The sequence below is a fragment of the Streptomyces sp. NPDC030809 genome (assembly GCF_055572195.1).
Window position 1 is genome coordinate 1 of the sequence record NZ_JBVIDV010000044.1, and the last position, 22,623, is coordinate 22,623.

Genomic DNA, 22,623 nt, shown 5'->3' on the forward strand with positions numbered 1-22,623 from the left:
GTGGAAGCCGACAACCCTGCCGCCTTCTCCTTTTACGGGGGCCTTGGTTTCGCCACGCGTGAGGTGGACCTGATGTACCGCACCGAGTCCTGACCCGGCGCCCCGGCGGCGGGCGGGCACCTCCGCCCGCCCGCCGCCGGCCGCCCAGGACACGAAAGGATCACGCCTTGGCATGCGGGCTCCCGGGAAGCCACACGCCATTAACCGGGCATTCAGACACGCTTGCGACGCTCGCGCCATGCAGCCCGCCGCCGACCCCTCCCTCCTGCCGTGGCCACGGCCGACGGCCGCACCTTCCGACGCGCCTGTACTCCCGCGTGCGCGGAAGAATGGAGGTATGAGCCAGCAGAGCAGCGCCGAGGTCCCCGTCCAGCACGCACAGCCCTCCGTCGGTTCCATAGCCGCGCACCGTCCGCATTCGGTGCCCGCCGGCCTGGCCGGCCTCGACCGCGGTCTCGACCACGGTCTCGACTCCGATCTCGACGTCTACGACGAGGACCCCGCCGGCGACGAGCTGCCCAGCGGACGCTTCCTCGACCGCGAGCGCAGCTGGCTCGCCTTCAACGAGCGGGTGCTCGAGCTCGCCGAGGACCCGGCCACCCCGCTCCTCGAACGGGCTAACTTCCTCGCGATTTTCGCGAGCAACCTCGACGAGTTCTTCATGGTCCGCGTGGCCGGACTCAAGCGCCGCATCGCGACCGGCGTGGCCACCCGCTCCGCCTCCGGCCTCCAGCCCCGCGAGGTGCTCGACCAGATCTGGACCCGCTCCCGCGAGCTCATGGCCCGGCACGCCGCCTGCTACCAGCAGGACATCGCCCCCGCGCTCGCCGAGGAGGGCATCGAGCTGATCCGCTGGCCGGAGCTCACGGAGAAGGAACAGGCCCGGCTGTTCACCCTGTTCCGCAACCGGATCTTCCCGGTGCTCACCCCGCTGGCCGTGGACCCCGCGCACCCCTTCCCGTACATCTCCGGCCTCTCGCTCAACCTGGCCGTCGTCGTGCGCAACCCGGTCAGCGGCCACCGGCACTTCGCCCGGGTCAAGGTCCCGCCGCTGCTCGACCGCTTCCTGGAGGCCTCGCCCCAGCGGTACGTGCCCCTCGAAGACGTCATCGCCGCCCACCTCGAAGAGCTCTTCCCCGGCATGGAGGTGCTCGCCCACCACACCTTCCGGGTCACCCGCAACGAGGACCTGGAGGTCGAGGAGGACGACGCCGAGAACCTCCTCCAGGCCCTGGAGAAGGAGCTCATGCGGCGCCGCTTCGGCCCGCCGGTCCGCCTGGAGGTCGAGGAGTCCATCGACCCCGGCGTCCTCGACCTGCTCGTGCAGGAGCTGAACATCACCGGGGCCGAGGTGTACCCGCTGCCCGGCCCGCTCGACCTCACCGGCCTCTTCGGCATCGCCGGGCTGGACCGGCCCGAGCTCAAGTACCCCAAGTTCGTCGCCGGCACCCACCGGGACCTCGCCGAGGTCGAGTCCGCCTCCGCGCCCGACATCTTCGCCGCCCTGCGCGAGCGGGACGTGCTCCTCCACCACCCGTACGACAGCTTCTCCACGTCCGTACAGGCCTTCCTGGAGCAGGCCGCCGCCGACCCGGACGTGCTCGCCATCAAGCAGACGCTGTACCGCACCTCCGGCGACTCCCCGATCGTGGACGCCCTCATCGACGCCGCCGAGTCCGGCAAGCAGGTCCTCGTCCTCGTCGAGATCAAGGCCCGCTTCGACGAGCAGGCCAACATCAAGTGGGCGCGCAAGCTCGAAGAGGCCGGCTGCCACGTCGTCTACGGCCTCGTCGGCCTCAAGACCCACTGCAAGCTGTCCCTGGTGGTCCGCCAGGAGGGCGAGACCCTGCGCCGCTACTCCCACGTCGGCACCGGCAACTACCACCCCAAGACCGCCCGCCTGTACGAGGACCTCGGCCTGCTCACCGCCGACCCGCAGGTCGGCGCGGACCTCTCCGACCTCTTCAACCGGCTGTCCGGCTACAGCCGCCGCGAGACCTACCGCCGCCTGCTGGTGGCCCCCAAGTCCCTGCGCGACGGCCTGATCTCCCGGATCAACAAGGAGGCGGCCCACCACAAGGCCGGCCGCCCCGCGTACGTCCGCATCAAGGTCAACTCCATCGTCGACGAGGCACTCATCGACGCGCTCTACCGGGCCGCCCAGGCAGGCGTGCCCGTGGACGTCTGGGTGCGCGGGATCTGCGCCATCCGCCCCGGCGTCGCCGGCCTCTCGGAGAACATCCGGGTCCGGTCCGTCCTCGGCCGCTTCCTGGAGCACTCCCGGCTCTTCGCCTTCGGCAACGGCGGCGAACCCGAGATCTGGCTCGGCAGCGCCGACATGATGCACCGCAACCTCGACCGCCGCATCGAGGCCCTCGTACGGGTCACCGACCCCGCCCACCGCGCCGCGCTCGACCGGCTGCTGGAGACCGGCATGTCCGACGCCGGTTCCTCCTGGCACCTCGGCCCGGACGGCGAATGGACCCGGCACAGCACGGACGCGGAAGGCCAGCCGCTGCGGCACGTCCAGGAGATGCTCATAGACGCCCGGAGGCGCCGGCGTGGCTCTGCAAAACCCTGACCCCCGTGCCGGCGAGGTCCTGGGCGCGTACCTGCGCGCCCAGGCCACCGCTTTCCTCCGCGGCCTGCGGCTGCACGAGGAGGGCGGGGCGGCCGCCGCGGAGAGCGAGGGGGCCCTCGTGCTGCGCGGGGCCGCCCGCCGGATCCGCAGCTCCCTGGCCACCTTCCGGCCGGTCACCGACCCGGCCTGGGCGGACGGCCTGCGCACCGAGCTGACCTGGCTGTCGGCCACCCTGTCCGACGAGCACGCGTACGCGGCCCGGCTGAACCGGCTGCTCGACGCCCTGCACCGGCTCTCCGGCCGGCCCGAGGTGCCGGCCCCCCGCGGTCCGGCCCGCTCGGCGCTGACCGTGGGCTCGGCGCGGGCCGCGGCCCTGCTGGAGCGCCAGCTGACCCTGGCCCGGACCCGCGCGCACTCCGCCACCCTCCAGGCGCTGGGCTCCGCCCGCTTCCACGCGGTCGCCGACGCCGTCGCCGTGCTGGCCTCCGAGGTGCCGCTGGACCGGGTGGCGGCGGCCGGTCGCACCGACGAGGTGCTGGTCCCGCTGGCCGCCCGGGCCGCCGACCGGCTCGCCGAGGCCGCCCGCGACCTGCCCCTCGTACGGGCCGCGCACCCGTACAACGCGGAGGCGCTCGTGGACGACGAGCGCCAGGACGCCCCCTGGCACCGGGTCCGCTCCCTGCTGCACGTGCACCGCCACGCGCAGGAGGCCCTCACCGAGGACGTCACCCGGCTGACGGCTGCCGCCGAGGCCCTGGACCGGCACCGGGACGCGGCCGAGGCCGCCGCCGCCTCGGCCACCGCCGCCCGCACCCCGCGGATCGCCCCGGCCACCGCCTACGCCCTGGGCGTGCTGCACGCCGACCAGCGGCACGAGGTGGAGGCGGCCCGGTACGACTTCCAGCGGATCTGGCAGCGCGCGGCGGCCGCCGACCCCACGGCCGCGGGGGCCACCGCCGGCACCTGACCGGCTGCGGCAGGCGCCCGCCGGGCCCGGCGGGCCCGCCCCGCCAAGGCCCGGAAGCCCTCCTTCACCCACCCCCCGGACGCGCCCGGCGTGCGCCCGCGCGTCCGGGCGCGCGATCCGGGGGAGGGGATTCCGGGCCGTCCGCCACGGTTCACCGTCCGTTCACCCTCCACGGCCGGTCGCTTCACCTGATCTGCCTAATTTCAGTCGTGCACGGTGAGAGCAGGGCCCGAAAGAGTCCATCCGCCGCGCATCGCGACGTAACCCAGATGTAGTCCTCTTCGCACGCCGCCCGCACCACCGAGACCGGCGGCTCCTGGAAGGAACACCCGAAAGTGAAGCTTCAGCGCAAGAACCGGCTTCGTGCCTCCGCCCTCGGGGCCCTCGTCGTGTCCGGCGCCCTGGTCCTCACGGCGTGCGGCTCCGACGACAACACCTCTTCCCCGAAGGACGGCAACACGTCGGCGGCCGCCCCCAAGGGCGACCCGAAGGCCTGTGAGGGCGCCAAGGGCCAGCTGCTGGCCTCCGGCTCCTCGGCCCAGAAGAACGCCATGGACCTGTGGGTCAACGGCTACATGGCCACCTGCCCGGGCGTCCAGGTGAACTACAAGGCCTCCTCCTCGGGTGAGGGCATCGTCGCGTTCAACCAGGGCACCGTCGGCTTCGCGGGCTCGGACTCCGCGCTGAAGCCGAAGGAGGTCGAGGACTCGAAGAAGGTCTGCACCGGCGGCCAGGGCATCAACCTGCCGATGGTCGGCGGCCCCATCGCCATCGGCTTCAACGTCGCCGGCGTGGACAAGCTCACCCTCGACGCCCCCACCCTCGCCAAGATCTTCAACGACAAGATCAAGAAGTGGGACGACGCGGCGATCGCCAAGCTCAACCCGGGCGTGAAGCTCCCGTCCACCGCGATCCAGGCCTTCCACCGCTCCGAGGACTCCGGCACCACCCAGAACCTCGGCAAGTACCTCGCCAAGACCGCCGCCGCGGACTGGACCTACGAGCCCGAGAAGAAGTGGCCGGCCCCGGGCGGCCAGGCCGCCTCCGGCTCCGCGGGCGTCGCCGCCCAGGTCAAGCAGGTCGACGGCGCGATCGGCTACTTCGAGCTCTCCTACGCCACCGCGCAGAGCATCAAGACCGTGGACATCGCCACCGGCGCCGCGGCCCCCGTCCAGGCCACCCCGGAGAACGCCTCCAAGGCCATCGCCGCCGCCAAGATCGACGGCACCGGCAAGGACCTGGCCCTCAAGCTCGACTACACCACCAAGGCCGAGGGCGCGTACCCGCTGGTCCTGGTCACGTACGAGATCGTCTGCGACAAGGGCAACAAGGCGGAGACCCTCCCGACCGTCAAGTCCTTCCTGAACTACACGGCCAGCGACGCCGGCCAGAAGCTCCTCGCCGAGAAGGGCTACGCGCCCATCCCGGCCGAGATCAACGCCAAGGTCCGCGAGGTCGTCGCCTCGCTGTCCTAAGGCCCAGCGCCCGCGGGCCGGTCCGTCCCCGTCCGGACGGACCGGCCCCGGGACCTCCCCTCCGGGGGACCTCCCCTCCGGGGGACATCCGGTGCACCGCCGCCAGGGGGCTCGCTCCCCACACAGACCGGAAAGACCATGGCTTCCACCACACCCACCCGCATAGACACGGCTCCGCCTGTCTCCACGAGCGCACGGTCCACCGGCCGTGCGGGTGACAAGATCTTCAGCGGGCTCTCCAAGGGCTCCGGGATCCTGCTCCTCGTGATCATGGCGTCGATCGCCGTCTTCCTGACCTACCGGGCCACGCTGGCCCTGTCGGAGAACGAGGGCAACTTCCTCACCACCTTCGACTGGAACGCGACCGGCGAGCCGCCGGTCTTCGGCATCGCGGTCCTCCTCTACGGCACCGTCGTCAGCTCGGTCATCGCGATGGCCATCGCGGTCCCGATCGCCGTCGGCATCGCCCTGTTCATCTCCCACTACGCACCGCGCAAGCTGGCCGGGCCGCTCGCGTACGTGGTGGACCTGCTCGCCGCCGTGCCGTCCATCGTCTACGGCATCTGGGGCGCCCTCTTCCTGGTCCCCTACCTGGGCGGGCTCACCTCCTGGCTGGACCGGTACCTGAGCTTCACGTACCTCTTCGACAAGACGCAGGTGGGCGTGGACCGCTCCCTGTTCACCGTCGGCATCCTGCTCGCGATCATGATCCTGCCGATCGTGACCAGCGTCAGCCGCGAGGTCTTCCTCCAGGTCCCGCGCATGAACGAGGAGGCCGCCCTGGCCCTCGGCGCGACCCGCTGGGAGGTCATCCGGATGTCGGTGCTGCCCTTCGGCCGCTCCGGCGTCATCTCCGCCTCGATGCTCGGCCTCGGCCGCGCCCTCGGCGAGACGATGGCCGTCGCCACCGTGCTCTCCCCGAGCTTCCTGATCTCCGGGCACCTGCTGGACCCGGGCGGCGGCACCTTCGCCCAGAACATCGCCGCGAAGTTCGACGAGGCCAACGAGTTCGGCCGGGACGCCCTCATCGCCTCCGGCCTCGTCCTCTTCCTGCTCACCCTGCTGGTCAACGGCGCCGCTCGCATGATCATCGCGCGCCGCAAGGAGTACTCGGGGGCGAACGCCTGATGAGCCACGCACTGCAGGACCCGCGCCCCGTGCGGTCGCGCAAGTCCTCCGCCCCCACCTCCCTCACCCGCGGCGGCCTGCCCCGCTGGGCCCCGGCCGGCATCGCCGCCCTCTCGGCCCTCCTCGGCACCGGCATCGGCCTCGTTGCCGGGCTGGAGAGCCGTATGCAGTGGGGCCTGATCGCAGCCGTGCTGTTCGTCGGGATCACCTACGCCGCCAGCGCCGTCGTCGAAAACCGCCGCCAGGCCACCGACCGGGTCGCGACCTCCCTCGTGTGGGTCTGCTTCCTCCTCGCCGTGGTCCCGCTGCTGTCGCTGCTCGGGGTCACCATCGCCCGCGGCGTGAAGGTCCTCGACGGCTACTTCCTGAGCCACTCCATGGCCGGGGTCGCCGGCTTCGCCCCCGGCGGCGGCGTGTACCACGCCCTGCTCGGCACCGTCGAGCAGGTGCTGCTGGCCACCGCGATCGCCGCGCCCATCGGCCTGCTGACCGCCGTCTACCTGGTCGAGTACGGCCGGGGCCGGCTCGCCAAGGCCGTCACCTTCTTCGTCGACGTCATGACCGGCATCCCCTCCATCGTCGCGGGCCTCTTCATCCTGACGACGTGGACGCTGATGCTGGAGCAGGGCCCCTCCGGCTTCGCCGGCTCCCTGGCCCTGTCGATCCTGATGATGCCCGTCGTGGTCCGCTCCACCGAGGAGATGCTCAAGCTCGTCCCCAACGAGCTGCGCGAGGCCTCCCTCGCCCTCGGGGTGCCGAAGTGGCGCACCATCCTCAAGGTCGTGCTCCCCACCGCCATCGGCGGCATCTCCACCGGTGTGATGCTGGCCGTGGCCCGCATCGCCGGCGAGACCGCCCCGATCATGCTGCTGGTCTTCGGCAACCCGCTGATCAACGACAACCCGTTCGAAGGCGCCCAGTCCTCGCTCCCGCTCTACATCTGGGAGCAGTACAAGGTCGGAAGTGAAGACTCCTTCGACCGCGCCTGGGCGGCAGCGCTCGTCCTGATCGCCTTCGTCATGATCCTCAACCTGGTGGCCCGCGGCATAGCCCGCTGGAAGGCCCCGAAGACCGGCCGCTGACCGCGCCGTACGAAAGAAGCAGTGATTCACATGGCCAAGCGCATCGACGTCTCCGGTCTCTCCGCCTTCTACGGCTCCCACAAGGCCATCGACGACATCTCGATGACCGTCGAGCCCCGCTCCGTGACCGCCTTCATCGGCCCCTCGGGCTGCGGCAAGTCCACCTTCCTGCGCACCCTGAACCGCATGCACGAGGTCACCCCCGGCGGCCGCGTCGAGGGCAAGGTGATGCTGGACGACGAGAACCTGTACGGCCCGGGCGTGGACCCGGTCGCCGTCCGCCGCACCGTCGGCATGGTCTTCCAGCGCCCCAACCCGTTCCCCACCATGTCGATCTTCGACAACGTGGCCGCGGGCCTGCGCCTGAACGGCTCGTACAAGAAGAACGAGCTGAACGACATCGTCGAGCGGTCGCTCAAGGGCGCGAACCTCTGGAACGAGGTCAAGGACCGCCTGAACAAGCCCGGCTCCGGCCTCTCCGGCGGCCAGCAGCAGCGCCTGTGCATCGCCCGCGCCATCGCGGTCGAGCCGGAGGTCCTGCTGATGGACGAGCCCTGCTCCGCCCTCGACCCGATCTCCACCCTCGCCATCGAGGACCTGATCGGCGAGCTCAAGGAGCGCTTCACGATCGTCATCGTGACGCACAACATGCAGCAGGCCGCGCGCGTCTCCGACCGCACCGCCTTCTTCAACCTCGCGGCCGTCGGCATGCCCGGCAAGCTCGTCGAGATCGACGACACGGACCGGATCTTCTCGAACCCGTCCGTCCAGGCCACCGAGGACTACATCTCGGGCCGCTTCGGCTAGACCGGAGCCCCGCAAGCACGTCCTGCGGTGCTGCATGGCGGTGCCACCGCACGGCGAAGGGCCCGGCTCCCCGAGAGGGGAGCCGGGCCCGACTTCTGCGCCCGTACGCGTCAGACGTACGCGTCAGACGAACGCCAGGTTCACGATCCAGAAGCACACCGCGGCCACCGCGGCCGCCGCCGGCATGGTGATGAACCAGCCAAGGATGATGTTCTTGGCCACGCCCCAGCGGACCGCATTCACGCGCTTGGTGGCGCCCACGCCCATGATCGCCGAGGTGATCACGTGGGTGGTGGAGATCGGCGCGTGGAAGAGGAACGCCGAGCCGAACATGATCGAGGCACCGGTGGTCTCCGCCGCGAAGCCCTGCGGCGGGTCCAGCTCGATGATCTTGCGGCCCAGCGTGCGCATGATGCGCCAGCCGCCCGCGTACGTGCCGAGCGAGAGCATCACGGCGCAGGCGATCTTCACCCACACCGGGATCGGGTCCCCGGCCTTCTCCACGTCCGCGATGACCAGGGCCATCACGACGATGCCCATCGTCTTCTGGGCGTCCTGGAGACCGTGGCCGAGGGCCATGCCGGCCGCCGAGACGGTCTGCGCGATGCGGAAGCCGCGCTTGGCCCGGTGCGGGTTGGCCCGGCGGAACATCCACAGGATGACGACCATCACCAGGTAGCCGACCACCAGGCCGACCACCGGGGAGACGAACATCGGGATGATGACCTTCTCGACCACGCCCGACCAGATCACGTCGGTGCCGCCCGCGAGCGCCGCGCCCACCATGCCGCCGAACAGGGCGTGCGAGGAGGACGAGGGCAGGCCGAAGTACCAGGTGATCAGGTTCCAGACGATCGCGCCCACGAGGGCGGCGAAGAGGATCCACATGCCCCGGTTGCCGTGGGGCGTCTCGATCAGGCCCTCGCTGACCGTCTTGGCCACCCCGCTGCCCAGGAAGGCACCGGCGAGGTTCATCACCGCGGCCATGGCCAGGGCCGCCCGCGGGGTCAGCGCCCGCGTGGAGACCGAGGTCGCGATGGCGTTCGCGGAGTCGTGGAAGCCGTTGGTGTACGTGAAGCCGAGCGCGACACCGATGGTCACGACCAGCGCAAAGGTGTCCACGAGGTTCAGGACTCCTTGACCGCGATGGTCTCCACCGTATTCGCGACGTGCTCGAACGCGTCGGCCGCCTCTTCAAGCACATCGACGATCTGCTTGAGCTTGAGCACCTCGATGGCGTCGTAGTTGCCGTTGAAGAGGTGCGCGAGCAGCTTGCGGTGGATCTGGTCGGCCTGGTTCTCGAGGCGGTTGACCTCGATCCAGTACTCCGTCAGGTTGTCCATCGTGCGCAGGTGCGGCATGGCCTCGGCGGTCAGCTCGGCCGCCCGCGCCAGGACCTCGATCTGCTGCTCGACGCCCTTCGGCAGTTCCTCGACGTTGTAGAGGACGACGAGGTCGACGGCCTCCTCCATGAAGTCCATGATGTCGTCGAGCGACGAGGCGAGGGAGTAGATGTCCTCGCGGTCGAACGGCGTGATGAACGAGGAGTTCAGCTGGTGGAAGATCGCGTGTGTGGCGTCGTCGCCCGCGTGCTCCGCCGCCCGCATCCGCTCCGCGATCTCGGCCCGGGCGGACGAGTCCGCTCCGAGCAGTTCCATCAGGAGCTTGGAGCCCGTGACGATGTTGTCCGCGGATGCGGCGAACATGTCGTAGAAGCTCGTCTCCCTGGGGGTCAGACGAAATCGCACGTGAGGTCCTCGGGGTGCATCGGATTCGGTCAGGCTGATGCTAGGCGCATCCTCCGGCCACGGCTAACCGGCCGTTCCCGAGTGTCCTCCATCAGGCAGAGTAAGGAGCACGGCCCCTGCCCGTTCGAGCAGAGCCCGCTACCCTATACCCATGAGGGGTATACGTCCCCAGGTGACCACGGAGGATCCATGACCACCACCGAGACCACCGCCGGTACGGAAACCGCCGTGCACGGCCCCGCCGAGGGCGCCGTCCACGGGTACCACCACCAGAAGGACGAGCACCTCAAGCGGCTGCGCCGGATCGAGGGCCAGATCCGCGGACTCCAGCGCCTCGTCGACGAGGACGTCTACTGCATCGACATACTCACGCAGGTTTCGGCCAGCACGAAGGCCCTCCAGTCCTTCGCCCTCCAGCTCCTGGAGGAGCACCTGCGGCACTGCGTGGCCGACGCGGCCGTCAAGGGCGGCACCGAGATCGACGCCAAGGTCGAGGAGGCCACCAAGGCCATCGCCCGCCTGCTGCGCACCTGAGCCGCGCGCGCCCGCCTAGGCGCAGTGGACGAGCAGGACCTCGTCGACCGCGCGCGCCGACCTAGGCGCAGTGGACGAGCAGGACCTCGTCGATCCGGTCCAGGCTCAGCCGCTCCCCGTCGGCGGCGGAGGCCGCGATGATCAGCTCGCCGCAGAGCTCGATCTCGGCGAGGGCCACGTGGTCCTGGACAGTCGTGCCGGCTGCCGGAGTCACGTGCATCACCACTTTCCGCCGCTGTCGGCATCGGTCACCGGATCCTCAGCGTAAGGAGCCCGGGACCGCCCGCGCATGACACGTATGGACCATTTCCGGCTACCCGCCCCTGGTCCTTTTGCGCCGCCGCCCGCCCCGGGTTCCCGGCCCCGGGGCGGCGGCTAGTCGGCGATCTTCCCGGCGAAGATGTCCCGGCCGGGCGGCAGCTGCACCGTCACCGGCGTTCCGAATCCGAACAGCAGGGTGGTCGAGGACACGTCCACCGGCCCGTTGTTCACGTAGCTGAACCGGTGCCGGACCTTGCGCAGCAGCCCCGCCTCGTCCAGGTAGGCGTCGAAGGGCACCGTGTCCTTGCTGAACCCTTTCGCCGCGGCCTCCAGGGCGGCCCGGGCGTGCGGGGACGCGTTCCGCGCCGCCCGCCCGATGTCGGTGGTCCCGCGGTAGTGCCGCACCTTCGTCCCCGCGAGTTCGGTCTCCCCGACGTACGTGACCTCCTGCGCCCCGCGCAGCAGCTCCGCGGCGGCCAGCGGGTCGGTCGCCCCGCCCGTGACGAGGTTCCCGTCGGACAGGGAGGTGGTGTCCACGCGCACCCACTTGTCGGCCGGCACCCCCGCCCCGCGGTTCTTCATGTACAGCGCACCGGGGGCCAGCAGCTCGGTGATCGGCCGGTGCCCGGCCTTGCCGGTGACGTCGGCGGGCAGCATCACCACCAACTGCCCCAGCCGGTTGCGGAAGTCCACCCCGCCCTCGCCGCGGATGGTGACCCGGGTGCCGCCGGTCGCCATCTCCATCGCCGTGCGCGCCCGGGCGCTGCCCGCCCGGGTCAGGGCGTCGGCGGCGGCGCGCACCGCCGCGGTCCCGTCCGCCGGGGGCCGCTCTCCGCCGCCGCAGCCGGAGGCCGCGCCCACCACCCCGAGCACCACCGCGGCGGCGAGCCACGCCCCGCCGGTGCGCCTGTCCCGCTGGACCACCATCGCCTGCCAACCCCCAACGCGTGACCGCTTCTTGCCCGAGGCCCCCACCCGCTCCGGATAACGAGCCCGGGGGTTCCCCGTCACGGCGGCCGGACCCGGTGGCGGCCGGTACCGTGGTGGTGTGGACCCGCACCGCGCAGCGCCGCCCGCCCCTCCGCTTCCCGCCTCCGTCCCGGAGCCGCGCGAGCCCGCAGCCGCGGGGGAGCCGGTGCACGAGACCGGCACCTCCGAGCGCGGGTCCTTCTGCTCGGCCCGGTGCAGCTGCGGCTGGCGCGGTCCGGCCCGCCGCTCCCGCGACCTGGCCCGCAAGGACGCCGCGGCGCACGCCTCGGCCCCGCCCGCCGCGGACTCCTGAGGCGGCGCGGGACGGGCGGCCGGCACCGGACCGGCGGCCGCCCCTCGGACGCCCGGCTCGTCCGTATGGCCCCTCCGGGTGGCCGGGATGCCGCCGACCGGTTGCCCTGGTCTCATGCCAGGACCCGCAGCCACCCGGATCGCCGTCCTCGCCTGGGCCGTCCTGTACGCCCTGGGCCCGCACGAGGCCTGGGCCGTGTGCAAACAGGCCCAGAGACACGCGCAGAAGCCCTCCGGCCGGGCGGCCGTCCGGCCCCTCGGGGCCCGGCCCTCGCACCTGCCCTCCCAGCGCCCCTCGGACCGGCCCGCGGCCCGTCCCGTGGGCTCGGCGGACGGGCCGGGGGACGTGGCGCTGGCCATCGGCACCACCACGGCGGCCGCCACGGCCACCGGCCTGTGGCTGCGCTCCCGCTACCGGCGCGAGGCCCGCGAGCCGGGCGGTGAGCCCTGAGCGGCCGGGGCGGCAGCCGCCCGGCGGTCCGCGCCTGCTTCGGCGCCGCGGCCCTGTGCCTGCTGGCGGCCGTCCTCCTCTACCTCCGCGGCTGAGCGCGGACGCGCAGGCGGGGCGTCAGGCCGCGAGGTCCCGCTCGGGGAAGTGGCCCTCCGGCGCTCCGGCATGAGCCTGGGTCAGGTCCACCGCGAGCATCCGCTCCGTCCGCCGCGACCGTACGAGCCACCGCAGCCGCGCGGAGCGGGCCACGGCCCGTACGAGCGGGGTGAGCAGGGCGAGCGCGAGCGGGGCGAGCACCAGGACCACGGCGGTGCCCAGCGCGAAGCCGCCCACCACGTCGGTCGGGTAGTGCACGCCCATGTAGACCCGGCAGAAGCCCTCGGCGAGGGCGAGCCCGATGCCGATCAGGCCGAGCCGGCGGTGGGCGATGAACAGGCCGACGCCGAGGGCCATGGCGAGGGTGGCGTGGTCGCTGACGAAGGAGAAGTCGGTCTTGCCCTCGGCGAGGACCTCCAGCCCCTCGTGGGACCTGAACGGCCGCGGCCGGCCGACGAATCCGCGCAGCGGCACGTTCACCAGCAGGGCGACGGCGGCGGCGAGCGGGGTCCAGACGAGGGCGGTGAAGGATTCGACGGCGGCGGCCTCGCCCTGCCGGCGGGCGCCGCGCCAGCACCACAGCACGAGGAGGACCAGGGCGAGCAGGATCCCGTACTCGCCGACGAGGCCGATCGTGCGGTCGAGCCAGCCGGGGGTGGCCTCCGTGAGGCCGTTGATGCCGTAGAGCAGGCTTACGTCGGGGTTCGGCCCGCCCGTCGCGAGTCCAGCCATGGTGGTGTGGCCCCTTGCCCTTGCCTTGTCCCCTGCGGACGCACACCGGTGTGCGCCCCTTCGCCCCCCGCGATCAAGCCCCCGTGTCCATGGAACGCCCGTTCTGGCGCGTACGTTCCACTCTCCACCGAATGATCACTCCAACGTTATCCAAGAGTGACGAATCACCGCAGCTCAGGGCCTGAGCCTCACGGTGCGTTGCCGGCCCCGGGCGCTGCGGCCGCGCGCACCGGAAGGGCCTCCGCCCCGTCCTTGGTCACCCGGGTCGCGCCGAAGTAGTCGGGGGTGTCGATCTTGTCGAAGCGGATCACGGCCCCGGTATAAGGGGCGTTGATCATGTATCCGCCGCCCACGTACAGGCCCACGTGCCGGATCTCCCGCGAGTTCGTCAGATCGTCGGAGAAGAACACCAGGTCACCCGGGAGGAGTTCGTCCCGCGAGGGGTGCGGCCCCGCGTTGTACTGGTCGTTGGCCACGCGCGGCAGCTCCACCCCCACCGTCCGGTACGCGGCCTGCGTGAGCCCCGAGCAGTCGAACCGCCCGTCCTGCTCGGGAGTTCCGTTCCCGCCCCACAGGTACGGGGTGCCGAGCCGGGTCTGCGCGAAGTAGATCGCCCCGGCCGCCTGCCGGGAGGGCGCGATCCGCCCCACCGGCCGCTCGAAGCTCTCCGCGAGCGTGGTGATGACCTTCACGTAGTTCTTCGTCTCGCGGTACGGGGGCACCCCGCGGTACTTGAGCACCGCGCCGGGGCCCGCGTTGTACGCGGCGAGCATGTTCTTCACGGGGTCGCCCGGCACGTCCTTCACGTCCGCAGCGAGCGAGCAGTCGTACGAGGCCGCCGACGGGATCGCGTCCTTGGGGTCCCAGATGTCCCGGTCCCCGTCCTTGTCCCCGTCGATGCCGTGGATCCGCCAGGTGTCGGGGATGAACTGGGCGATGCCGCGGGCGTCCGCCGGGCTCACGATGTCCGGGTCCCAGCCGCTCTCCTGGTAGAGCTGGGCGGCGAGCAGCGCGGGATTGAGCGCCGGGCACAGGTTCCCCCAGGTGGACACGAGGGACTGGTACTTGGCCGGCACCGCCCCCTTGGCCAGCCCCGCGAACCGCCCGCCCCCGGTCATGATCCCGGCGGCGGCCGAGTACGTGCCGACGACGAGCAGCACGATGAAGCAGAAGAACACCGCGGTCCCGACCCCACTGGCCACCCAGAATCTGCGCACCCGTCAACACTCCCCCATAGCGCACCCCTTCACAGCAGTTTGGCGCACTCGTGTCCGAGCGTCTCCCCCGCCCGGCGCAGACGGGGCGCACGCGCGGGCCTGCGCGGCCGCCCCGTCACGCGCGCTCCACCCGCGGCGGCTTCCCACCGCGCGCACCGTTGAGCCGGTGCGCGCCGCTCTTGCGCCGCGCGCGGTGCGGGCGTTTCGGGAGCTCACCCCCGCCGCTCCCCGCCACCACCACCGCCGGGGCCCGGCAGGGTCACGGCCGCGGGGCCACGTACAAGGACTGGGCGCTGCGCCCGATCGGCCCCTTCTCGTCGTGCAGTTGCGCGTCCGCGAGGCCGATCCCGCCCGGGTCCACGCTCGTGCGCGCGGCCACGCACACCCACTCCCCCACCGGATGCCGGTGCAGGTGCACGGACAGGTCCGCGTTCACGAACACGTGCCGCCCGAAGTCCAGCACGTTGCTGATGCCGTTCCCGGAGTCGGCGGCGACCAGGACCCGGTCCAGCGCCCGCGGTTCCTCGCCCGCCACCAGCGGCACCCGCATCCGCATCCAGCAGCTCCCCGGCCCGGTCTCCAGCATCGCCCCGTCCGCGAACCGCATCTCCACGGCCGTGTGGTACCCCGTGTCCCACGGCACCGGGAAGAACGGGGACACCGGCAGCTCCCCCGGCGCCGGCACGAGCGGCCCCTCGGCCACCGCCGGCCCCGGCTCGTCCAGGACCCGCATCCGCAGCGCCCGCGCCAGCATCACCGGTGCGTCCGCCCCCTCCGGGGCGAGCGCGGCCTCCACCAGCTCCGTACCCCGCCCGGTGCGCAGCACGGTCGTGGTGACGGCGAGCGGGGCGATCGGGACCGGGCGCAGGATCTCGTACGTGATCCGGACCGCCCGCAGCCCGGGGCGGGCGCCGGGGTACTCCTCCACCGCCCGCCCGAGCAGCGCCGCGGGCGGCCCGGCGTGCTGGGAGCCGGGGTCCCAGGGCCCGCGGGTGTACTCGGTGGCGCGGTACCGGCCCTCGCCGGTCCGCTCGTAGAACGCTTCCAGGTCGCCCATCCCGCATCCTCCCCGTACGTGCGCACTCTCCCGCCCGGCACGTTACCGTCGGGTAACCCGCGGCGGCCAGGGCCGGGCCGGGGTCAGCGGGCGAAGCCCAGACCCACGCCCAGTCCGACGAGCACCGAGCCGATCGCCCGGTTCAGCGCCTTCTGGGCCTTGAGCATGCGGTCGCGCAGCCGGGAGTGGGAGAAGAACAGCGCCACCGCACCGAACCAGGCCAGGTGCGCGAAGGACATGAAGAGGCCGTAGCCGCCCTGCTGCCACAGGGGGGTGCCGGGGTTCACGACCTGGGTGAAGGTGGACACGACGAAGAGGGTGGTCTTCGGGTTCAGGACATTGGTCAGGAACCCGCCGCGCAGCGCCCCCAGCGGGCTGAGCTGCGGCTTCACGTCGAGGTCCACGGTCAGCTCGGCCCGCGCACGGAAGGTCCGTATGCCGATGTAGACGAGGTACGCGGCGCCCGCGAGCTTGATCGCGGTGAAGAGGGCGGTGGAGGAGGCGATGAGCAGGCCCACGCCGAGCATCGTGTAGGTGACGTGCACGAGGACGCCCCCGGCCACGCCGGCGGCGGCGAAGAGGCCGGTGCGGCGGCCGTACAGGTAGCTGTTGCGGACGACCATGGCGAAGTCGGCGCCGGGGCTGATGACGGCGAGGACCGTGATGACGGCCACTGCGATCAATTCGGTCATGCGGTGATGCTCCCGCCGGGGCCGCGCATGATCAACGCGTTTCCCGATATCGGGGCTCCGGGGGCGGAGCCCACCGGCGCGGGGTTCGGGGCGGAGCCCCGGGGTGGGGACAATGGGGTGTACGAGTCAGCCGTAGGAGAGCACGCGTGTCCCACACCCCCCAGCCCCCCAGGCGCAGCAGCGCACACCCGAAGCGGGGTCGGGGGCAGAGCCCCCGGAGCCAGGCACCCGCGGCCCCCGACCGCGGTCACCTGCACGCCGACTGCACCAACTGCTTCGCACTCTGCTGCACGGCCCTCCCCTTCGCCGCCTCCGCCGACTTCCCCGTGAGCAAGCCGGCCGGCACCCCCTGCACCAACCTCCGGCAGGACTTCCGCTGCGGCATCCACACCCGCCTGCGCGACGAGGGCTGGCGCGGCTGCACCGTCTTCGACTGCTTCGGCGCCGGCCAGCAGGTCTCACAGGTGACCTTCGGCGGCCGGGACTGGCGGCAGCACCCGGACACCCGGCAGCAGATGTTCGACGCCTTCCCGGTGATGCGGATCCTGCACGAGCTGCTCTGGTACCTGACCGAGGCCCTCGCCCACCCGGCCGCCCGCCGCCTCCACCCCGAACTGCGCCGCACCCTCGCCCGTACCGAGGAGCTCACCCGCGCCGACGCCGCCACCCTGACGGCCGCCGACCCGCACGAGCTGCGCGCCCGTACCGGCGCCCTCCTCCAGCAGGTCAGCGAGCTGGTCCGGGCCGGCCAGGCCAACGGCCGCCCCAAGAACCACCGCGGCGCCGACCTCATGGGGGCCCGGCTCGCCGGCTCCGACCTCCGCGCGGCCAACCTCCGCGGCGCGTACCTGATCGCGGCCGACCTTCAGAAGGCCGATCTGCGCACCGCCGACCTCCTCGGGGCCGACCTGCGCGACGCGGACCTGCGCGGGGCCGATCTCACCGGCGCGCTGTTCCTCACCCAGGCCCAGGTGAACGCGGCCCGCGGGGACGCGGCCACCCGCATCCCGCCGGGCCTGACCCGCCCCGGGCACTGGCAGTAGGGCCGCCACCGGCCGGGCCCTCACCGGTCCCGGCCGCGGGGCCCGCCGGGAAGCACGAGGGCGCACGCGAGGGCGCCGCGGCCGGCTCGTGCTCCGGCCGCGGCGCCCTCGCCGTCCTGGGCCCTGCGGGATCAGGGCTGAGCGACGATCTGCGACCACGGCGCGGTGCACGCCGGGAAGGTGACGCCGTTCGTCGTACAGGTGGTCTGGTAGACCGTCCCACCCGTGGTCATGACCTTGAGGTACAGGTCGTTGCCCTGGGACGCGAGCGTCCCGGTGCACACGTTCGCCGGGTAGGACGCCGCCTGGGGGCCGACGTTCAGCGGGGCCCAGGCGTAGTTGGTGAACGCACCCATGCCGCCCGGACGCGTCCGGTGGCCGAGCGAGGCGATGCCGTTCTTGACGGCGAGGACGAACTCCTCGGCATTGGAAGGCAGGTAGGAGTCGATGCTCTGGCACGGCCCGGGCGCACCCGGGGTACCCGGCGTACCGGGGTCGCCCTTGTCGCCCTTGTCACCCTTGTCGCCCTTGGGTCCGGGCGGGCCCGGCTTGCCCTTCGGTCCGGGAGGTCCGGGCGGACCGGGACAGTAGACGGTGTTGGACGGCGCCTGCCGGGCCGCGCCCGCGGCCTTCAGGTCGTCGTCACCGCCGCGCGGCGGCCTCTGCTTGGGGCACTTGTCCCCGCCGCCGCCACCGCCCGCGGCCATCTGCCCCACGGCGGCCGCCGCCGACGAGCCCGTGTCGGCGAACACGGGGGTGCTGAATCCCGCGATCCCGAGGGCCATCGGCAGGACGAACCCGCCCAGGACCCAGTTGCGACTTCTCGTCCTGGCAACAGGACTCATGCGCTCGCTCCTTCGTCGTACCGAACTCTGCTGCGCTTCGGCCGGAAGCAGGGGAAGCATCCCCCGGCGGCACTCGTGCATTTCGAAGGAAAGCCGGAATGTCGCACATGTCATCTCTACGGCCCAACGCCACGCCCTCGGACAGCGGAACAGACCCCGGCACCGCACTCCCGGAACGGCCCACGCCCAGGTCAGGACGGTGCCGACGGGCACAGTGGACGCACAACAGGAAGAGAACGCGGAAAGAGAGCCGCCAAGTCGACATAATCGGGCGGTTTCATCAGGGAAGATAGTGCGTGACCCCTGCCGACGGGCACGGGCTGACGGAACTACCCAACAGGGGCGGTGAGTTACATGATCCTGGCAGCCGAAAAGGGCGACATCACCACCATCATCGGCGGAATCGCCCCGAACTGGGGGCCGTTCGGCAGTCTCGGCAACGAAGCGAAGGTCATGATCGAGGTGGTCATGGCCGTGGCGATCCTGCTCTGCCTGGGCATCGCCATCTGGGGCGCGGCGAAGCAGCGCATCGGCGCCACCGCCCTGCGCGACACCTTCAGCGCCGAGCAGGGCAAGGGCCTGATCGTGGCCGGCCTGACGGGAGTCTTCATCATCGGCTCGCTCGGCACCCTCTTCACCATCGTCTACGGGATGGCCGTCTAGGCCGCCCCGCGCAGCCCCCGTCCGTCCGCCCCCGAGCCTCGCCCGCCCACCGACGGCCCCCTGAGGTTGCGTTTCCTGATGACGACTCACCACTCCGCGTCCACGCGGCTTCCCGCACGGCTACCGTCGTACCAGGCAGGACTGCAAACGGCTGAGGGGGCGGACGCGGCATGAGCCACGAGGACGGATACGGCGGGTACGAGGAACCCGCCGGACGGGTCGGCGGGACGGGTCAGACCCGCACCCGCCTCCCCGAACCGGCGGGCGACCCGTACGGCGGGCAGCGGCGCCCCGCCAGGGCCTCCCGCGGTCTGGTCACGGTCGTCGGCATCGTCGTCCTGCTCATCGCGGCCATCGCGTTCGCGAACCAGGGCGGTGACGAACCGTCGGACGACCGCGGCGGCGACAGCGCCCCCCGGACCACGTCCACGGCTCCCAGCGGGGTCCCGCCGGTCACCGGCAAGAACGCCGGCATCCCGTCCGGCTTCGCCCACGACGAGCAGGGCGCGCAGTCGGCGGCGGCCAACTACGCGGTGGCCCTGGGCTCCGACGGCATGTTCAACACCGCCCGGCGGCACGGAATCGTCGGCGCCATCGTGGACGCCGGCTCCCTGACCCGCCTCCAGGCCGCCTTCGACGGCGACTACTCCGCGGGCCTGCTCTCCCAGATCGGCCTCACCAAGGAGGGGCTCGCCCCCGCGGGCACCACCTTCGTCAACCGTACGGTGCCCAGCGGGACCACGGTCAGACGCTTCGACTCCGGCGCGGCCGAGGTGGACGTGTGGTGCGTCGGCCTCTTCGGCCTCACCGGCCAGTCCTCCACCCGGCCCGTGACCAGCAGCTGGTTCACGATCTCGATGAAGCTGAAGTGGAACGGCTCGGACTGGAAGATCACCGACACCACGCAGAAGGAAGGACCGACCCCGGTCACCGGCGACGACCCGGTGTCCGGCACGGAGGAGATCGCGGGAGCGGTCAAGGAATTCGGAGGGTTCACGTATGCCCGCTAACCCCCGGCGCCCGCTGCCCGCGCTCCTGGCGCTGTTCACCGTCCTCCAGACCTCGGCCGTCCTCCTCGCCGCGCGCGCGGTGGCGGCCCCCTCGCCGAACCCGACTCCGACCCCGACCCCGTCCGGGTCACCGAGCGCCACCCAGCTGCCCGGGGAGACGGACAACCCCTGCTCGCTCATCTCCGGCGCCGCCCGCGACTACTGCGAAAACGGCGACAAGGCAGGCAACCGCGGCGGGACCGGCAGCCGGCTGACGCCCAACCCCACCGACACCCTCGACCCCCTGACCTCCCTCGCCCGCGGCTGCGCCGACGCCGCCGCGTGGATCGTCGGGAAGCTCAGCGAGGCCGTGAAGGGCACGGCCAACGTCGACTTCACCAACGGCGCCTTCCTGAAGCAGTACGCCGTCGTCTTCGCCGCCTCCACCGTGCTCACGCTCGTCCTGTGGCTGCTCGCCGTGGCCAAGCGCGCCATCCGCGGGGTCCCGCTCACCACCGCCCTGTCCGAGGCCATCGGCTTCCTCTGGCTGACCGTCCTCGCGTCCGCCTTCACCCCGCTGATCCTCTACACCGTGGTCTCCGCCACCGACGGGGTCACCGAGGTCATCGCCTCCGGCACCGGCGGCCAGACCGACGTGTTCTTCGGCTCCTTCGCCGAGGCCCTCAAGAAGGGCGAGGACATCGGCGGCGGCCCGATCATGCTGATCGTCACCGCCCTCGTCACCGTCCTCGCCGCCGGGGTCCTGTGGCTGGAGCTCGTCATCCGGGCCGCCCTGCTCTACGTCGGCGCCCTGCTCGGCACCGTCGTCTACGCGGGACTCGTGGACCGGAACATGTGGGGGCACGTGCGCCGCTGGGCCGGGATCATGATCGCCGTCATCCTCGTGAAGCCGGTCATCGTGATCGTCCTCGGACTCGCCGGCGCACTCTCCGGGGACGACGGGCCCGACGCCTTCTCGGCGGTCGTCTCAGGACTCGCCATCATCCTCCTCGCGATCTTCGCCTCCGCGATGATCTACCGTTTCGTACCCGGGTTCGGCGACGAGATCGCCTCCGCCCGGACCAACCGCAAGCAGGCCACCGACGGCGCCCAGGCGGCCGCCGTCATCAGCTCCCCGGCCTCCCTGGTCTCCCAAGGCATCAAGACCCACAGCAGCCGGGGAGCCCACCGGGCCGGGGGCGGCGAAGCACGGCCCGCCAACCCGCTCTCCGGCGGGGTGGCGGCCCACAGCTCCCGCCCCTCGGGCGGCGGCGGTGGCGGGGCCGGCGGCGGAACTGTCCCCTCCGCCGCACCCCCGCCCCGCAGCTCGGGAGTGAACACACCGCACACCAGCAGGACCACAGGCAAGGGAGGTGAAGGGCGTTGACAGCCCAGTCCCACCAGATGTCCCACCAGCTCCATCCGGTCGCGCCCCGCCGCACGTATCTCATCGGCCGGGCCCGGCCGAACGCGATCGTCGGCAAGAACCGCGAATCCGGCGAGATCGCGCTGATCATCGCGGGCGCCTTCCTCGGCATGATGAGCGGACTCCTCGTCCCCCACCTCATGCTGCGCATCGTCCTGCTCGCCGGCTTCCCGGTGCTCGCCCTGGCGATGGTGTACGTGCCGTACAAGCACCGCACCTTCTACAAGTGGTTCGAGATCAACCGCAGTTACAAGCGGACCCTGCGCCGGGGCACCACGTACCGCTCCGGCGCCATGGAAGCCGGCACCCGGGCCGCCGACGGCCGCGAGGTCGAGGTCGGCCCGCCCCCCGGCATCGGCCGCATCAGCTGGCTCGCCGCCCCCTTCGGCCCCGACGAGATCGCCGTACTCCTGCACGCCGACCGCCGGACCGTCACCGCCGCCATCGAGATCGAGGGCCCGGGCGTCGGCCTGCGCGACAGCGAGGACCAAGAGGCCCTGGTCGACCGCTTCGGCACCCTCCTCAAGCACGTGGCCAACGGCGACGGCTTCGTCACCCGCCTCCAGATGCTCGCCCGCACCCTGCCCGCCGACCCCGACGCCCACGCCAAGGACGTCGCCCAGCGCGGGGACCAGCAGGCGCCCGGCTGGCTGCGCGACTCGTACGACCAGCTCCAGTCCATGGTGTCCACCTCCTCCGAGCAGCACCGCGCCTACCTCGTGGCCTGCATGCACTACACCCGGGAGCTCGCCGCCGAGGCACACGCCATGGCCCGCGCCGCCGCCCCGCAGAAGGGCCGCCGGATCGACAAGGACGCCGGCCTCGCCGTGGTCATGGCCCGCGAGCTCACCGACATCTGCGCCCGCCTCGCCGAAGCCGACATCCGGGTCCGCCAGCCCCTCGGCCAGGGCCGGCTGGCCTCCCTCGTGCACTCCATGTACGACCCGGACCACCCCATCGACCACATCCAGGCCATGACCAAGCGCAACGCCTGGCCCGCCGAACTCGACGCGGTCGAACCCACCTACCTCCAGGCCAAGACCCGGGAGTCCTCCACCCGCGCCCCCTGGTGCCACGCCACCGCCTGGGTGAAGGAGTGGCCGATGACCCCCGTCGGCGTCAACTTCCTCGCCCCGCTGCTCGTCCACACCCCGGACGTCATCCGCACCGTCGCCGTCTGCATGGACCTCGAACCCACCGAGGTCGCCATCGAGCGCATGCTCACCGAGAAGACCAACGACGAGGCCGAGGCCTCCCGCGCAGCCAAGATGAACCGCACCGTGGACCCCCGCGACATCGCCGCCCACGGCCGGCTCGACCAGCGCGGCGAAGACCTCGCCAGCGGGGCCGCCGGTGTCAACCTGGTCGGGTACATCACGGTGTCCTCCCGCTCCCCCGAGGCCCTCGCCCGCGACAAGCGGACCATCCGCGCCTCGGCCGGCAAGTCCTACCTGAAGCTGGAGTGGTGCGACCGGGAGCACCACCGCGCCTTCGTCAACACCCTGCCGTTCGCCACCGGCATCCGACGCTAGCTGGAGGGCAGACCCG

Annotated in this window: 23 protein-coding genes and 1 pseudogene; 15 read left to right on the forward strand and 9 right to left on the reverse strand. The window is 72.1% G+C overall.

Annotated features, from left to right (window positions below; translation table 11 throughout):
• The 7 genes and pseudogenes from ACZ407_RS34515 to pstB all read left to right on the forward strand — a co-directional run.
• Positions 1 to 93, forward strand: a pseudogene (locus ACZ407_RS34515) (mycothiol synthase); the annotation flags it as partial.
• A 244-nt stretch (positions 94 to 337) separates the two neighbouring features.
• Positions 338 to 2,581, forward strand: coding sequence for an RNA degradosome polyphosphate kinase (locus tag ACZ407_RS34520; protein ID WP_468135430.1), 2,244 nt, complete (start codon positions 338 to 340; stop codon positions 2,579 to 2,581).
• Complete coding sequence (locus tag ACZ407_RS34525; RefSeq protein WP_468135432.1) at positions 2,562 to 3,548, forward strand: CHAD domain-containing protein; 987 nt, start codon at positions 2,562 to 2,564, stop codon at positions 3,546 to 3,548. The genes ACZ407_RS34520 and ACZ407_RS34525 overlap by 20 nt, the downstream gene beginning before the upstream one ends.
• Positions 3,549 to 3,883: 335 nt before the next feature.
• Complete coding sequence (gene pstS / locus ACZ407_RS34530) at positions 3,884 to 5,023, forward strand: phosphate ABC transporter substrate-binding protein PstS (RefSeq protein WP_468135434.1); 1,140 nt, start codon at positions 3,884 to 3,886, stop codon at positions 5,021 to 5,023.
• Positions 5,024 to 5,161: 138 nt separating this feature from the next.
• Entirely contained in the window at positions 5,162 to 6,151 is a 990-nt protein-coding gene (gene pstC, locus ACZ407_RS34535; RefSeq protein ID WP_468135436.1) for a phosphate ABC transporter permease subunit PstC, read from the forward strand.
• On the forward strand, positions 6,151 to 7,233 hold the full coding sequence (gene pstA / locus ACZ407_RS34540) for a phosphate ABC transporter permease PstA (protein WP_468135438.1): 1,083 nt from the start codon (positions 6,151 to 6,153) through the stop codon (positions 7,231 to 7,233). The genes pstC and pstA overlap by 1 nt, the downstream gene beginning before the upstream one ends.
• 30 nt (positions 7,234 to 7,263) lie before the next feature.
• On the forward strand, positions 7,264 to 8,040 hold the full coding sequence (gene pstB, locus ACZ407_RS34545; protein ID WP_468135440.1) for a phosphate ABC transporter ATP-binding protein PstB: 777 nt from the start codon (positions 7,264 to 7,266) through the stop codon (positions 8,038 to 8,040).
• A 123-nt stretch (positions 8,041 to 8,163) separates the two neighbouring features.
• Here the strand turns inward: pstB and ACZ407_RS34550 are convergent, their stop codons facing one another.
• Both ACZ407_RS34550 and ACZ407_RS34555 read right to left on the reverse strand, forming a co-directional pair.
• Complete coding sequence (locus ACZ407_RS34550) at positions 8,164 to 9,162, reverse strand: inorganic phosphate transporter (RefSeq protein ID WP_468135442.1); 999 nt, start codon at positions 9,160 to 9,162, stop codon at positions 8,164 to 8,166.
• 5 nt (positions 9,163 to 9,167) lie between these two features.
• Positions 9,168 to 9,788, reverse strand: a complete 621-nt coding sequence (locus ACZ407_RS34555) for a DUF47 domain-containing protein (protein WP_468135444.1) — start codon at positions 9,786 to 9,788, stop codon at positions 9,168 to 9,170.
• Between the two features lie 189 nt (positions 9,789 to 9,977).
• On the opposite strand from ACZ407_RS34555, the gene ACZ407_RS34560 reads away from it, so the two are divergent.
• The gene (locus tag ACZ407_RS34560; protein WP_468135446.1) at positions 9,978 to 10,322 is read left to right on the forward strand and encodes a metal-sensitive transcriptional regulator; all 345 of its coding nucleotides are present in this window, start codon (positions 9,978 to 9,980) and stop codon (positions 10,320 to 10,322) included.
• Between the two features lie 61 nt (positions 10,323 to 10,383).
• On the opposite strand, the gene ACZ407_RS34565 is transcribed toward ACZ407_RS34560, so the two are convergent.
• Together ACZ407_RS34565 and ACZ407_RS34570 are read right to left on the reverse strand one after the other, a co-directional pair.
• Entirely contained in the window at positions 10,384 to 10,536 is a 153-nt protein-coding gene (locus ACZ407_RS34565; protein ID WP_468135482.1) for a hypothetical protein, read from the reverse strand.
• A gap of 161 nt (positions 10,537 to 10,697) precedes the next feature.
• Positions 10,698 to 11,510, reverse strand: a complete 813-nt coding sequence (locus ACZ407_RS34570; RefSeq protein ID WP_468135448.1) for an SCO4651 family lipoprotein — start codon at positions 11,508 to 11,510, stop codon at positions 10,698 to 10,700.
• 121 nt (positions 11,511 to 11,631) lie between these two features.
• Between ACZ407_RS34570 and ACZ407_RS34575 the strand changes: the two genes are divergently transcribed.
• Both ACZ407_RS34575 and ACZ407_RS34580 read left to right on the forward strand, forming a co-directional pair.
• Positions 11,632 to 11,865 (forward strand): hypothetical protein, encoded by a 234-nt coding sequence (locus ACZ407_RS34575; RefSeq protein WP_468135450.1) that lies wholly within the window; start codon positions 11,632 to 11,634, stop codon positions 11,863 to 11,865.
• A gap of 114 nt (positions 11,866 to 11,979) precedes the next feature.
• Positions 11,980 to 12,315, forward strand: a complete 336-nt coding sequence (locus tag ACZ407_RS34580) for a hypothetical protein (protein ID WP_468135452.1) — start codon at positions 11,980 to 11,982, stop codon at positions 12,313 to 12,315.
• A 117-nt stretch (positions 12,316 to 12,432) separates the two neighbouring features.
• Here ACZ407_RS34580 and ACZ407_RS34585 read toward each other — a convergent pair whose 3' ends face one another.
• The 4 genes from ACZ407_RS34585 to ACZ407_RS34600 form a co-directional block, all read right to left on the reverse strand.
• Entirely contained in the window at positions 12,433 to 13,143 is a 711-nt protein-coding gene (locus tag ACZ407_RS34585; protein ID WP_468135454.1) for a phosphatase PAP2 family protein, read from the reverse strand.
• 188 nt (positions 13,144 to 13,331) lie between these two features.
• On the reverse strand, positions 13,332 to 14,360 hold the full coding sequence (locus ACZ407_RS34590) for a bifunctional lytic transglycosylase/C40 family peptidase (RefSeq protein ID WP_468135456.1): 1,029 nt from the start codon (positions 14,358 to 14,360) through the stop codon (positions 13,332 to 13,334).
• A 259-nt stretch (positions 14,361 to 14,619) separates the two neighbouring features.
• The gene (locus ACZ407_RS34595) at positions 14,620 to 15,417 is read right to left on the reverse strand and encodes a thioesterase family protein (protein ID WP_468135458.1); all 798 of its coding nucleotides are present in this window, start codon (positions 15,415 to 15,417) and stop codon (positions 14,620 to 14,622) included.
• A gap of 83 nt (positions 15,418 to 15,500) precedes the next feature.
• Entirely contained in the window at positions 15,501 to 16,109 is a 609-nt protein-coding gene (locus ACZ407_RS34600; protein WP_468135460.1) for a LysE family translocator, read from the reverse strand.
• 146 nt (positions 16,110 to 16,255) lie between these two features.
• On the opposite strand from ACZ407_RS34600, the gene ACZ407_RS34605 reads away from it, so the two are divergent.
• Entirely contained in the window at positions 16,256 to 17,152 is an 897-nt protein-coding gene (locus tag ACZ407_RS34605) for a pentapeptide repeat-containing protein (RefSeq protein ID WP_468135462.1), read from the forward strand.
• A 131-nt stretch (positions 17,153 to 17,283) separates the two neighbouring features.
• Here ACZ407_RS34605 and ACZ407_RS34610 read toward each other — a convergent pair whose 3' ends face one another.
• Entirely contained in the window at positions 17,284 to 17,997 is a 714-nt protein-coding gene (locus ACZ407_RS34610) for a hypothetical protein (protein WP_468135464.1), read from the reverse strand.
• 354 nt (positions 17,998 to 18,351) lie between these two features.
• Here ACZ407_RS34610 and ACZ407_RS34615 point away from each other — a divergent pair, with 354 nt between their 5' ends.
• The 4 genes from ACZ407_RS34615 (at position 18,352) to ACZ407_RS34630 (ending at position 22,607) form a co-directional block, all read left to right on the forward strand.
• Positions 18,352 to 18,660 carry a hypothetical protein gene (locus tag ACZ407_RS34615; RefSeq protein WP_008742356.1) on the forward strand — a complete coding sequence of 103 codons (309 nt, stop codon included), beginning with the start codon at positions 18,352 to 18,354 and terminating at the stop codon, positions 18,658 to 18,660.
• A gap of 170 nt (positions 18,661 to 18,830) precedes the next feature.
• A complete protein-coding gene (locus ACZ407_RS34620) occupies positions 18,831 to 19,670 on the forward strand; it encodes a hypothetical protein (RefSeq protein ID WP_468135466.1) in 840 nt (279 codons plus the stop codon).
• Positions 19,660 to 21,036, forward strand: a complete 1,377-nt coding sequence (locus ACZ407_RS34625) for a hypothetical protein (protein ID WP_468135468.1) — start codon at positions 19,660 to 19,662, stop codon at positions 21,034 to 21,036. Before ACZ407_RS34620 ends, ACZ407_RS34625 begins: the two co-directional genes overlap by 11 nt.
• 17 nt (positions 21,037 to 21,053) lie before the next feature.
• Complete coding sequence (locus ACZ407_RS34630; protein ID WP_468135480.1) at positions 21,054 to 22,607, forward strand: SCO6880 family protein; 1,554 nt, start codon at positions 21,054 to 21,056, stop codon at positions 22,605 to 22,607.
• The last annotated feature ends 16 nt before the right edge of the window (positions 22,608 to 22,623 follow it).